Source organism: Vibrio gallicus, assembly GCF_024346875.1.
Taxonomy (GTDB): Bacteria; Pseudomonadota; Gammaproteobacteria; order Enterobacterales; family Vibrionaceae; genus Vibrio; species Vibrio gallicus.
In genome coordinates, this window is the sequence record NZ_AP024872.1 from 646,164 (window position 1) to 659,277 (window position 13,114).

9 protein-coding genes and 1 pseudogene are annotated in these 13,114 nt (G+C 42.1%); 3 read left to right on the forward strand and 7 right to left on the reverse strand.

The features are described from left to right. Positions 1-4: 4 nt before the first annotated feature. From OCU28_RS14595 to OCU28_RS14610, 4 genes are all read right to left on the reverse strand, one after another. Positions 5-1,990: a site-specific DNA-methyltransferase gene (locus OCU28_RS14595; RefSeq protein WP_261817620.1), complete on the reverse strand. Its 1,986-nt coding sequence runs from the start codon at positions 1,988-1,990 to the stop codon at positions 5-7. Between the two features lie 93 nt (positions 1,991-2,083). Further along, positions 2,084-2,848 carry a DUF4391 domain-containing protein gene (locus OCU28_RS14600; RefSeq protein WP_261817621.1) on the reverse strand — a complete coding sequence of 255 codons (765 nt, stop codon included), beginning with the start codon at positions 2,846-2,848 and terminating at the stop codon, positions 2,084-2,086. A gap of 14 nt (positions 2,849-2,862) precedes the next feature. Then, the gene (locus OCU28_RS14605; protein ID WP_261817622.1) at positions 2,863-6,132 is read right to left on the reverse strand and encodes a helicase-related protein; all 3,270 of its coding nucleotides are present in this window, start codon (positions 6,130-6,132) and stop codon (positions 2,863-2,865) included. Between the two features lie 8 nt (positions 6,133-6,140). Next, complete coding sequence (locus OCU28_RS14610; protein ID WP_261817623.1) at positions 6,141-6,377, reverse strand: HTH-like domain-containing protein; 237 nt, start codon at positions 6,375-6,377, stop codon at positions 6,141-6,143. 282 nt (positions 6,378-6,659) lie between these two features. Between OCU28_RS14610 and OCU28_RS14615 the strand changes: the two are divergent. Both OCU28_RS14615 and OCU28_RS14620 read left to right on the forward strand, forming a co-directional pair. Beyond that, a pseudogene (locus OCU28_RS14615) lies at positions 6,660-7,580 on the forward strand (IS5 family transposase). Between the two features lie 90 nt (positions 7,581-7,670). Further along, on the forward strand, positions 7,671-7,850 hold the full coding sequence (locus tag OCU28_RS14620) for a hypothetical protein (RefSeq protein WP_261817624.1): 180 nt from the start codon (positions 7,671-7,673) through the stop codon (positions 7,848-7,850). 167 nt (positions 7,851-8,017) lie between these two features. Here the strand turns inward: OCU28_RS14620 and OCU28_RS14625 are convergent, their stop codons facing one another. The 3 genes from OCU28_RS14625 to OCU28_RS14635 form a co-directional block, all read right to left on the reverse strand. Next, complete coding sequence (locus tag OCU28_RS14625; protein ID WP_261817625.1) at positions 8,018-9,061, reverse strand: GMP reductase; 1,044 nt, start codon at positions 9,059-9,061, stop codon at positions 8,018-8,020. Positions 9,062-9,325: 264 nt separating this feature from the next. Beyond that, positions 9,326-10,813 carry an NAD(P)H-hydrate dehydratase gene (locus OCU28_RS14630; RefSeq protein WP_261817626.1) on the reverse strand — a complete coding sequence of 496 codons (1,488 nt, stop codon included), beginning with the start codon at positions 10,811-10,813 and terminating at the stop codon, positions 9,326-9,328. Between the two features lie 105 nt (positions 10,814-10,918). Beyond that, positions 10,919-11,275: an NADH:ubiquinone oxidoreductase gene (locus tag OCU28_RS14635; protein ID WP_261817627.1), complete on the reverse strand. Its 357-nt coding sequence runs from the start codon at positions 11,273-11,275 to the stop codon at positions 10,919-10,921. Positions 11,276-11,776: 501 nt separating this feature from the next. Here OCU28_RS14635 and OCU28_RS14640 point away from each other — a divergent pair. Further along, complete coding sequence (locus tag OCU28_RS14640; RefSeq protein WP_261817628.1) at positions 11,777-13,009, forward strand: L-lactate MFS transporter; 1,233 nt, start codon at positions 11,777-11,779, stop codon at positions 13,007-13,009. Positions 13,010-13,114: the final 105 nt, after the last annotated feature.

Here is a 13,114-nt window from a genome sequence, read left to right on the forward strand (position 1 = left end):
CCCCTTAAATGCTCTTAACATCGTCGATGCCAGCTTGCTTCAAGATTTGAATCGCATTGGTCTTAACGCGGTCATCGGCAAAGCCTTCATCTTTGAAAACGACTTGTGTAGTTTCTGGATCATACTCTTCTTTTAGCTTGGCGATACCTTCAACGGTGTCGGTTGTAATTTCATCATCTAAACAAACAAATAATGCACCTGCACCGACAACAAATACGGTCTTCCCATTAACGACTTCTGTTTCAACAGGTGTAGTTAGGTCATATCCATATTTTAGGAAAAGCTCATACAACACATCTTCGCTTGAACGATCAGCCTTGATTGATTTCTCAGCTTGTTGAAGAACAAGTTCTAGGTTTTCGAAATCAGCGTCCCAAGGGCGAATGTTAGTCTCGTCAAGTTTGAAATGTTTGAAACCTGCATATTGTTCGTTAATTAAACCACTTACTCTCTTCAATCTTTCTTTTGTAATTTCGCTTAATAGTAGTGGCTTGTTAATATCAGTTAGAAACTTAATCGCATTTTGGTTAACTTTCTTAGCCGAACCTGTGGAAGTTGCTAAAGCTTGATTCAAGCATTCAGGCAGTTGCACCAGTATAACTTTACAGCAGGAATCTTGTTCTTCATTTAGCTTCATAGCTGCATGATAAGTACTGCCAGAACCCGCAAAAAAATCTAGTATTAGGTCATTGCCTTTTAAACCAAAAGCTTTAAAAAAATCTTTTAATAAAAGTTCATCTTTTGGGTTTGTAAAAACTTTTAGTCCAAAAAGGTCTTCAAGTCTTCTAGACGCAGCTCTTCCATCAAGTACTCTTAAACTTGTCAAACTTTGGTATTCTGTATTTTTCAAGTAAGTCTTATTTTTAGGGACAGTTGTGTGGTCGTCACCAAAATGAACTAATCCATCGTTGATCCTTTGATCCATTGTTGACTGAGGATATCTCCATCCACTACCTGGGGCTGCACATATCTTTTCCGTAACAGGATGTATTACATCGTAGACGTATTGACCGTGATTTGGCCCTGATATATCAGATGGAAAATATATCCCTTGTTCATCAATCCAGCTATAGTGTTTATGACTTTTTGATGGGTGGTCTTTAGCTAAGTTGCGATAAAATTTTAACGCTTCTTCATGTATTTGTTTCCAGTTGCTAGGATATTGCTTAGAGGCTTTTTCAAAAAAGTTATAAATTTCCGTTAAACCCTCTTTCCTCTCAATCCACTGACCACCATTTTGTGCTTTATTTTTTGCATAAACTAAAAAGTATTCATGCTGAATAGATACATAGTCCTGATCGTTTTTCGAGCTATTCTTCCAGATGATTTCGCCACAAAAATTTTCTTCACCGAAAATTTCATTAGTCAAACTTCTTAGGCTGTTGACTTCATTTTCATCAATAGACATGACTAAAACGCCATCATCAGTTAGAAGATTTCTCGCAAGTTTAATTCTTGGATAAATCATATTTAGCCAAGAAGAATGGTATCTTCCCGAACTACTAGAATTAGTACTAATTTTATTACCCGAAGAGTCAACTTGACCTGAAACTTCAAGATAATTCTTGATGTTATCGTGAAAATTATCTTTATATACGAAGTCTTTACCCGTGTTGTATGGAGGATCGATGTAGATCATCTTTACTTTTTTATGATATGACTTTTGAAGCAACTTAAGCACTTCAAGATTATCGCCCTCAATAAACAAGTTCTCAGTCGTATCCCAATTGATGCTTTCCTCTTTGCAAGGACGAAGCGTGCCAGTCGATGGCGTTTGAGCAATTTGTCGAGCTTTTGTTTTTCCATTCCAAGTAAAGTTGTATCGTTCTTCCGAATCGTCAATCTCTTCACCTAGCACAGCTTTCAGTGCTTCAAAGTCAATTTTCCCTTCAGAAAACACATCAGGAAAAAGTTGCTTTAACTGCTCGATATTTTGGCTTTCAATGTTAAGGCTTTTGGCTTCTGGGCTATTACCCGTGATTTTTTCCATTTATTATTTACCTATTAATTTTGTTGTAGAAGTCAGCAACTTCTGACCAACTGTATTTAAAACCGTTTCTAATCAACTAACCAAGTCAACCTACTAGGTCAACTGAGAGGTAATCGCTGAGATTGCTTGCTTTACTTTCCTTGCTTCAACATTGAGACGCATTTTAGTGTTCATTTGCGTCTCTTTTATTATTTTGTTTCTGATAGTTTGCAATTGCCCTTCTAACATGGCTAACTCTGTTATGAGTGGTGTTAAGTCCTTTTCATTAGAGTTGCCATACTTTCCCGTAGTCTTAGCCGCTTCAAGAAAATTCAGCTTTTGAATCAAGCCAGAATAGAAGTCATAAAGACTTAAGGTTGAACAATGGTCAAAGCGAAAATCAGAAAAAAAGTCTAGAACAAAAGTATCTGTTACTTCACTTCCTATCCACCCAGTATCGTACTGATGTTCGATAGTTAACTTGCTGTGGTCAACTTGATTTATTCGTTTGTCCGCCAAGCTAAGAGCGACACTATCTTCATACTCAACGACCAACATCGTTGGGTAAGGAATTTGATGATGCAGTAGCTTACAGAGTTGCTTCGTCTTGTTTGTACTCTTTACTATTACATGCAGTATCGCGATTTCTTTGTACTCATGTAAACCATCTTCAAATACTGGAATATTCACAGTTTCTGGCTTCATGGTATATCGCCATACTAACGATTTAAGCACCTCTTTTATTAGTGGCTTGTCACCACTTGAAAGAGACGCGTTATCTGCAATGGTCTTCTTAGGTACTTTTACTCCCAGCTCTGTTGATTTGGGAAATGCGAAGTGGCTAAAAACTTGCTCTGCTTTGGTAGATTCTATCTGCACTATTCGATACCTAGTTACACGACAATCAAATAACTAATGACTTCAAAATCATTAATCTGTTGAGTTGAATTACCCGTTAACGTTGTTCCGCCAGGATTAAACAAACTTGCTGCGCCTTTTTCTTCACTCTTACCTGCAATGTCTTCCACTGCGATACTCAATAGGTGAAGGTATTCATCCATATTTTCATAATTTCGGCTATCTCTTATAACCTGAGCATAAGCCGCAGGATCGGGCTCTGAACGGCCACTGGACAGTTTCTTTATGATATCGAGAATATGCTTTGCTTGCGTAAACGAGTACACCACGTCTTCATCTTCCGAAACATAGACTAAGTAATAAGGCGCAAGGGCATAACTATCATCAACTTGTACTGAACCCGCCTTGTCTTTCAGGCAAAAGATAACACCAGGCTCTAACTCATCAGACACCGCTGCCATCTCTACATCGTTGCTATCAATACGCACTGGTGCAAACAAACCCGTCGGCGCATTTTCTAGTACTTCCAAATGCTCCTTTAAGAACTCAGATAAATCCATTCTGAAGTCATTGAGAGTTAAATCAGTGATAGAAACGCCACCTGATATTTCTTCCAAATCAACGACTTGGCCTTGAAGCTGTTCCAATTGTTTGCGGCGATAGTCAAGGTCATTCATTTCTGCTGAATTTTGCTCAATCACGTTCTCTTCACCCGTAGCTGAAATGTCGAGTAGTACCATTCTTCCACTCACTCGAGCTTCAAGGTTGATGTATTCATCTAACTCCATATTTGGCCAAAAGTTTACAAGTTGAATACGTTCATTTACCGAGCCTAAACGATCTATTCGACCAAAACGTTGTATTATTCGAACAGGGTTCCAGTGAATATCGTAGTTAACGAGGTAATCACAATCCTGCAAGTTCTGGCCTTCGGAAATACAGTCTGTCGCAATTAAGATCTCAATTTCCTTTGAGAACTCAGGAAACACTTTCTCTCGCTCTTTAGAAATAGGTGAAAAATGCGTGAGCATGCTATTTAAGTCAGCCTTTACTTTCTTTCCAGTTGGGTCAAGTAGCGTAGTCTCTGTTCTTTGACCTGTAATCAAAGCCGTATTGATATCAAACTCACGTAATGCCCAGCTTGAAAGATCTCTATACAAATACTCAGCTGTGTCTGCAAACGCGGAGAATATGATGACCTTTTTATTTTCACCATTTATAGGCTGAGCAATTTTTTCTTTAATTGCTTGTTTTAGCGCCTTTAGCTTTGCATCTCTTGGCAGGTCGACCTCACAAGATTCACGAACAATTTCCCGCAAAAAAGCACAATCCGCATCAAGGTCTTGAGCATAGCGAATTAAGTCCATGTCTTGGATTCGAACTTTAGTTTTCTTTCCCACCATAAACGGAGCGAGTTCTGGGCTCTCTAACTCAAAGTCGTTGATATCCTCAATTGGTGGCGCCACAAACTCTTCGGTCATAGACGAAGTGATATTTGGGGCTATGTGCTGATTAAAGTGCTCAATCTGCCTTAGAATCGCTTCTACCTGCCCTAGTAGCTTCTCTGATGTTAGCTTGAACGAGAAAATGGAGCTTTCCATGCGCTTGAGTAGGTTTATACGCATTAAATGCACGAGACTTGCTTCACGGTCTACCTGCTTGAACGTTGAACCACCTTTTACCTTTTGGTCATAACGTCTCGCATATTCTTCTCGTTTGTCCACTCTCACATACTTCATTGGCGAATAGCATGCCAGAGTTAAGCGACGAATAGTGTCGTTTACATCTTTTAATGGTGGAAAAGTGTTCTGTAGGTCAATCTCTGACTTGATGTTTTTAGGTAGCAAGCGCGTAGGGAATTTACCCACATCCTCGGTACCATAGTATTTCTCTATATGTTTTCGGGAGCGCGCAATTGTGTAAATATCGAGTAGCTTAAAGTAATCGAAATTTATGGTATCCAAAAGCTCTTGAGAGGTTCGCTCATCCGTTGGTCGTTTAGACCAAGCGTTAAAGTGCTGCTGAGCGGTTCTTAATGTACCTTCAATACTGTTGATGCCATGCTCGTGTAACGCCGAATCGTTAGCCTCCGTAATAAACGCGACCTGATTCTTCATATCATTCAAACGGTTGTTAACAGGTGTCGCAGAGAGCATTAACACTTTTGTCTTAACGCCCGCTTTTATTATGTCATCAAGCAATCTTTGGTAGCGGTTTTTGCCATCTTTTTTAGGATTGTTATTACGGAAGTTATGACTTTCATCGATGACAACGAGATCGTAATTACCCCAGTTAATAGTTTCGAGATTGATAGCTCCTGAGTAACCTTTAAAACGACTCATGTCTGTGTGATTGAGTACGTCATAATTGAAGCGGTCATTGGCGAGCAGGTTACGTTTGTCGTTTTGAGTGTAAACGAGCCAGTTATCGCGAAGTTTTTTCGGACATAGAACGAGCACTTTGTCGTTACGCAGTTCGAAGTACTTAATCACGGCTAATGCTTCAAAGGTTTTACCCAAACCGACACTATCAGCGATGATACAGCCATTGTATTTGGAAAGTTTATCAATGGCACCAAGCACCCCATCCCTCTGAAATTTATATAATTTATTCCAAACAATGGTGTCTTTAAAACCTGTTCGAGTATTGATGATATTTTCTTCTTGAAGCTCACCAATAAAGTCTTTGAATAAATTGTATAAGGTTACAAAATAGATAAAATTTGCTGGCTGGTCTTTTGTTAGCTGCTCTAACTGACTAAGCAATTCCTTTTTAGCATCTTTAACCTGACCTTTAGCGTTCCATACCATATTAAAATATGAAAGTAAGTCTTTCGATTGTGGCGAAGGAACGTTAGTAATCATGTCAAAAGATGCAGACTCCGAAAGCCCTAGGCCAGCACCATTAAACTGTGCACCATCTATCGCCGTTACTTCTTTACCTTCACTAGCGATAATGTGACGCCCTACTGTGCCAGCTTGAGAGACCAATCGAACGTTTGCTTTTGATTCTATCCAGCCAGCAAATTCTCTCGCTATTGCCTTTTGATTTAGCTGATTTCTAAAGCGAGTCTCATGTCCCCCCCCAAGCAGTGAACCGAAAGGACTATTGACCTCATCGAGATTGCCAAAACCTTTAAACTGCGAGAAGAGTACTCTTACTGAATTTAAGCCCAATAGTTCTTCTTTTAGAGCATCGAATGCATAGATAGAAAACAAACCCGTCATGATAGATAGCTTATCATCTTCCTTTAGGCTCTCAGTGAGTACATCTGTAACTTTATTTGTAGTGTTATCAATTAACATATTGTTCTCTAAAGCTTTGTGACGTCTAAACCAGCAGATTTGAGGCGAGAGGTAAGGTTTCGCATTTTACTAAATTCAGTGCCATAGCTCGGCTTTAGATTCAATGTTTCGCAGAACTCTCTAGCAGTAATCGAAGGTAAATCATCTGCATACTTCAAGCATTGAATTTGCAGTTCAGCCATTCGCTGGTTGCGAGGAGCTTGCTCTAACGCCTCTTTTATCCTGAAGAAAATTTTATCATTCATACTAATTCATATTTGTTAGCTAATTTAGCAAATATAGCAAAACACCCAACAAGAAGGCTTGCTAATTGACGCCAACCACCTCTTGCATTGACAAACCTCTGACAATTCTTCTAGGAATGTTCATAAAGTAACCTAGAAATAAAACCTATATTCGACCAATAACTCGCTAACAACTATGACTCCTCAGTATCTATACAACAAAGGGGCTTTGTTTCCTAAATCAGGGAACTAATGCTTAAAGCTACGATCAGATCATCTAAGTTCACTCACATACTTAGATCAATGCCAAAGCCTCGCTACAGAACAACTAACTGGAAACAATATAACCAAGCCCTAATCAATCGTGGTTCACTGACATTCTGGATTGATGAAGAAGCGATTCAACAGTGGAAGCAACTCAAGCAAGGTAAACGAGGTCGACCTCGATTGTTTAGTGACTTAGCCATTACGACCGCCCTCATGGTTAAACGAGTATTTGCGATGCCGTTGAGAGCGTTACAAGGATTCATCGATTCTGTTTTCAAACTCGCTCAACTCCCGTTGTCATGTCCTCATTATTCATGCATCAGTAAACGAGCCAAAACGGTTAATGTGTCATTCAAGACAAAGACCCAAGGCGCTATACAGCATTTAGCTATTGATGCAACAGGGCTGAAGGTCTACGGTGAAGGTGAGTGGAAAGTAAAAAAACATGGTACTGACGGGAAGCGTAGGGTTTGGCGTAAGCTCCATTTAGCAGTAGACACTGGCACTCATGAAATCATTGCGGCTGAGTTAAGTTTATCGAATGTCACTGACGGTGAAGTTCTTCCTAATTTACTGAATCAAACTCGTCGTAGAATCAATGAGATATCTGGTGATGGAGCTTACGACACAAGACAATGCTACGAAGCCATACGTATTAAACAAGCTGTTCCACTTATTCCACCGAGAGAAGGTGCTGCTTTTTGGGTGCGAGGTCACCCTCGTAATCTGGCGGTAGCTTGCCAGAAATTATACGGCTCAAATAAATATTAGAAAAAGAAGTACGGTTACCATAAACGGTCACTTTCAGAGACGGCCATGTTCCGTGTAAAGACACTATTTGGTGGGCGATTAAGTTTAAGAAACTATAATGCTCAGGTTGGTGAAACCTACGCCATGATTAAAGCGTTGAATAAGCTCACAGGGTTAGGTATGCCTAAAACGATAGAAATAGCCTAATAATCACCCATACTGGCCGTTTCTATCTGAGATCCAATTAGGAAACAAAGCCTACTTGACGCTCTAAAACGAGTTAACCGGTTAAGGCGTTTGATCGAATACAATGTCAACGGCAAGCGCCCTATTCCAAGAAAAGAATGCGAAGAGCACCTTCAACTGATTAGCTTTATTGAAGAGGGAGACCTTGGAAAAGCGTCTCGTTTTCTTGAAAGTCACCTAGCGCGTACCGCAAAAGAGAAAGAAGAAATAGCGAAGAATCTGTTTGGGTAGGCTTACGACACTCGGGACATTCTGATTTTTGGATAACTTCCAATACTAAAAAGCATATGACCTGTCTACATATCGCAGGCCATTTTACCGCCATTTGTCATTTCCCAGAAAAAAAGAGCCGCTTTTAGCGGCTCTTTTCATTTCGGTATTTCCGAGCTGTTCTCGACTTACTCTTTACCGAACACGTTGTTCTCTTGCTCTTGTACGCGGATGAAGGTGGTACGCTTGGTCAGCTCTTTAAGCTTGGCTGCGCCTACGTAGGTGCAGGTTGAGCGTACACCGCCAAGGATGTCAGAGATGGTGTTATGAACGCTGCCGCGGAATGGTAATAACACGGTTTTTCCTTCGGCTGCACGGTATTTAGCTACTCCGCCTGAGTGCTTGTCCATTGCGCTTTCTGAAGACATGCCGTAGAACTTCATGAACTTTTTGCCGTCTTGTTCGATTGCTTCACCGCCTGATTCTTCGTGGCCTGCTAGCATGCCACCTAGCATAACGAAGTCTGCGCCGCCGCCGAATGCTTTTGATACATCCCCTGCACATGAACAGCCGCCGTCGCCGATGATTACGCCGCCTAGGCCGTGCGCAGCATCGCCGCACTCGATGATTGCTGATAGTTGTGGGTAGCCAACGCCGGTTTTAACGCGAGTTGTACATACAGAGCCTGGGCCAATGCCCACTTTCACGATATCAGCGCCGGCTAGAATAAGCTCTTCACACATGTCACCTGTTACCACGTTACCTGCTGAGATAACCTTGGTTGGGAATTGTGCGCGCACCTTTTCTACATACTCTACTAGGTGTTCTGAGTAGCCGTTAGCGATATCAACACAGATAAAGATCAGCTCTTCTGAAAGTGCCATGATCTGCTTGGTTTTTTCAAACTCTGCTTCTGATGTGCCGGTAGAAACAAACACATTATTTAGTGTTTTCGCATCTGCGTTTTGTACAAACTCAGCCCACTGCTCAACAGTGTAATGTTTGTGTACCGCTGTCATTACGTCGTGCTCGGCAAGAGCTGCCGCCATTTCGAAGGTTGCTACTGAATCCATATTTGCAGCAATTACAGGGACACCAGACCATTGACGACCGCTATGCTTGAATGTAAAATCGCGGGTTAAATTTACTTGAGAACGACTTTTTAGTGTTGAACGCTTCGGGCGAAACAGTACATCTTTAAAGCCTAACTTAAGTTCTTGTTCGATACGCATTGTTGCATTTCCTTACTTCAATAGATGATGTGCCTATTACAATGCAGGTCTTAGCTTTGGCAGAAGCGATGACCATTCTACGGACACAAAAAAACCGGAGCGTTGGCAGACGCTCCGGTTTTCAGCATTATAGGTCGTAATATTTTAGTCGCAATAGATATTTGCGCTAACGCCCCTCACTTCCTGTGCACAAAAAATACAACCTAATATATATCAATATCTTATATTTTTATTGATTTTGCCTTTGATCTTATATTTGTGAACTCACTCACTATGTGCATTTAGCAGGCTGCGCAGCTCATAAAGTAAATCACTGGCAACTATACCTATTTTGCCCGCTGTTTTGGCCGCGTTATCGGCCGCGGTGGAGTGTAACCAAGCACCTAACATAGCCGCGTGCGTTATAGATAGCCCTTGGGCTATCAAAGCGCTTATCGCACCAGTTAATACATCCCCCATGCCACCACTTGCCATACCAGAGTTTCCAGCGCAGATAACAGCTCGGTGCTTGCCGTCATAAACAATGGTTCCCGGCCCTTTTAGCACGACTACCGCCGCGTATTTTTCATACAAGCGTTCTGCCGCGTGGTATCTGTCTTGCTCTATCTCGGCAATTGATAGATTTAGTAGACGCGCCGCTTCGCCCGGATGAGGGGTAATGATTGCATTTGATAAGTCGGGTGCAGGGCTAATGTTTGCGATAAGGTTCAAGGCATCGGCATCAAATACACGCGCAATTTGCTTGAGTTCTAGCACCTCGCGCAATGCCTCTTTGCCCCACTCTTGCTGGCCTAGCCCAGGACCAATGGCTATCACATCACTGCGCGATAACTGCTGGCGTTGCTGCTTATCTAAGCCGTGTTGACTATATAGTTGCGCCATCACCTCTGGCTGACGGCATAAAAGCGCATTGATGGCATCTTGGCTTGTCAAAACACTCACCAAGCCCGCGCCACTTCTCACGCACCCTTGCGCTGATAATACTATCGCTCCGCAGTAACCCGTTGCACCGCCAACTAAGCTCACCCGGCCACTATCGCCTTTGTGGGAGCAATTATCCCTATGGGGCAGGATGTTCATCGCCTGTGCACGATCAAATATCTGGGCATAAGGTTTCTGGGCCTGCGTAAAGTAGTGATTTATATCGAGATCTGCTGTAAATAACGCCCCAACGACTGAGCTTGCTTTACCTGTAACTAAGCCTGACTTTAGGCCGATAAACGACACCGTCGCATCGGCCTGCACGCAGTCGCCAATAATCGTGCCGTTATCAGCATTAAGCCCAGAAGGAATATCTAGCGCCAGTACTTTGGCATCTGATGCGTTAACTTTAGCTATGACCTGCAACATATTGGCTCGTATGTTACCAACCAGTCCAGTACCTAACAGGCCATCTACGATAATGGCATGGGGTTGAGTAGGGAACGCTGAGGTGATTTCTCCTCCAATATCTAACCACGCCTGCTTAGCAATTATCGAATCAGCAGTGGAGCTGTCACAAAAATCAGGCTGATACAATGTGACCTCATAGCCTTGCTGTTTTGCAAGCCTTGCTACCACAAAGCCATCACCACCATTATTGCCTGAGCCGCAACATACCAATAGCTTGTGCTGCGGTAAACAGAGACTTTCAAGGCGCTCAAAGGCAGCCGCGCCAGCTCGCTCCATCAATTCATACATGGGAACACCCGCTCGCTGAGCGGCTTCCACTTCGCCGATTTTAACTTGTTGGGAAAGATAGAGACTGACCACTGACATAACTCCTAGTAACGTATCATTCAAAGGATATATCAGTGGCGCCAAAACAAACAAAAAAGCATCCAAATATGGATGCTTTAATCAAGGTAGTGATGCGTATTAAGCTTTGTTTAAGCCCAATCGGCGATTTGTCGCCCTATCTTTAAAGTAGAAATAGACATAGCTTACTGCCAGTGCAAAGAATAGATAAGAAAGAGAGAACACCAATGGAGAGGTGATAATACCCGATTTAACCCCCATCATTGTTGCAATTACGGTTATCAAAAGCTTGGATAGCATCCCAACCAGAAGCATAAAGACCGCAAGTTGTGGCCAGCGTGACGAACGAAATGCAAACCAAAAACATGTCCCTACCGCTAAAGATGCAGTGCTCAGCCCGTAAAGGAAAGAGTTTAAATGTTCAGCTGAAGCTGCACCGGCAGAAACGGAAACCAATAAAAGCAAAAATATTTTCATTCCTAAAACCCCACTAAATGTTAGCAAAGCATCCCTTCATATTTGAAAACTAAGTTTTAAAAGTATTTTGAACGAATAAATGCGGTATGTGAAGCAGTTTATTGATTATTTTTTGCGCAGACATTCACGGAAGTGATTGTTTTACATGTTATTAACATCAAGGCTCTGGGCTAACCTCTGTTTTTAAATGCATTATTAACGATAATGCATATAAAGATACAAAAGCGAGCCTAAGGTGTTAAATAAATGTAACATTTGAATTTGTTAACTCGATCAATTTAGTATTGAATGACTTGATAGGTGGCCGTTTCAAAACAGTTACTTAGATCACTTTTTGGGTAAAACCAACCGCTACACCATTTATGAAAACTTACTTACAAAAAATAGTAGAAATTAATTCCATTCATACAAAATTTAGGTAGAATCCGCGCCCTAGCCTGTTGTTATTTATTAATAATACAAATTAATCCATCGAACCAACCCGAAAGCGCTGAGAACAGAATGAAAAAGTTTAATAAAGCAATGCAAATCCTAGTCGCGGGATTCTGCATTAATCTATGTTTAGGCATTTTATATGCGTGGAGCATCTTCAATAAAGCACTGGTTACCGATCTTGGATGGAACCCTGCGGATGCCTCTCAACCGTATGCTATTGCCACTATCACCTTCTCTATCGCTCTTCTAGTAGCTGGTATTTTACAAGACCGTATGGGGCCTCGTAATATCTTGATCCTCGGCGCAACCTTAACCGGCGTTGGAATGATAGCATCAAGCTTTGCCACTACACCGGCGATGCTAAGTATCACATTTGGCTTTGTTGCCGGAGCGGGTATTGGCTTTGGATACGCGTGTTTATCACCCGCGGCAATGAAATGGTTTCACCCTTCTAAAAAGGGAATGGTTAATGGTTTGATTGCGGCAGGGTTTGGCCTTGCTGCGGTATATCTTGCCCCTCTTACCGCTGCGCTTATCAATAACTATGGTATTGATCAAAGCTTCCTTATTTTAGGTATTGGGGTACTTGTTATTGCCGTACCACTAGCGACCACAATCAACAACCCACCAGCGGATTACGTCCCTGAAGCGCCTAAGGTAAAAGCAGGTGAAGCACCGGTAGCGGTTAAGGAAAGCAACGATATCTCATGGAAGGTGATGCTAAAAACACCACAATTCTATTCGCTGTGGGTTATGTACGCATTTGCTTCTGCAACTGGCCTTATGATCATCGGTAACATCACCACTATCGCCAGTGTTCAAGCCAATTTGCCGAATGCTGTCTATCTAGCCTCTATCTTGGCCGTCTTTAACTCAGGTGGTCGTATTGGCGCAGGTATATTATCTGACAAGATCGGTGGTCTACAGACGTTGTTCATCGCATTTGCACTGCAAGGTGTGAATATGGTGTTATTTGCGACCTTCAAATCAGAAGCCACTCTGATTGTGGGCACTGCAATTGCCGCCGTAGGATACGGCACACTGCTAGCGGTATTCCCATCGATCACCGCTGAGTTCTATGGCCTTAAAAACTATGGCACCAACTATGGTGTACTTTACACCGCTTGGGGTATTGGTGGCGCAATCGGCGCAGCCGTTGTCGGTTTCTCAATGACCCATGGCGAAGGCTACAACCTAGCCTACACTATCTCTGCGGTTATGATGGGCGTGTGTGTAGTGTTAGCCCTTGTGACTCGTCCAATCAATGAGGAAAAATCAGCTCAGCTTGCCGCTGCTTGATTAACTCGATAGCTCCCTACAGGCTCGCTTTGGCGGGCCTGTTTTGTTTGGTTACAACTCTTTGTAAAACCTGCCTAGCTTTAGAAAGCGGATAATAGTTATGAT

Excerpts from the sequence above, each read along its gene's own strand:
- OCU28_RS14640 (WP_261817628.1), top strand. The coding sequence starts at position 11,777 with ATGAAAAAGTTTAATAAAGCAATGCAAATCCTAGTCGCGGGATTCTGC.
- OCU28_RS14635 (WP_261817627.1), bottom strand. The coding sequence starts at position 11,275 with ATGAAAATATTTTTGCTTTTATTGGTTTCCGTTTCTGCCGGTGCAGCT.
- OCU28_RS14605 (WP_261817622.1), bottom strand. The coding sequence starts at position 6,132 with ATGTTAATTGATAACACTACAAATAAAGTTACAGATGTACTCACTGAG.
- OCU28_RS14595 (WP_261817620.1), bottom strand. The coding sequence starts at position 1,990 with ATGGAAAAAATCACGGGTAATAGCCCAGAAGCCAAAAGCCTTAACATT.
- OCU28_RS14625 (WP_261817625.1), bottom strand. The coding sequence starts at position 9,061 with ATGCGTATCGAACAAGAACTTAAGTTAGGCTTTAAAGATGTACTGTTT.
- OCU28_RS14610 (WP_261817623.1), bottom strand. The coding sequence starts at position 6,377 with ATGAATGATAAAATTTTCTTCAGGATAAAAGAGGCGTTAGAGCAAGCT.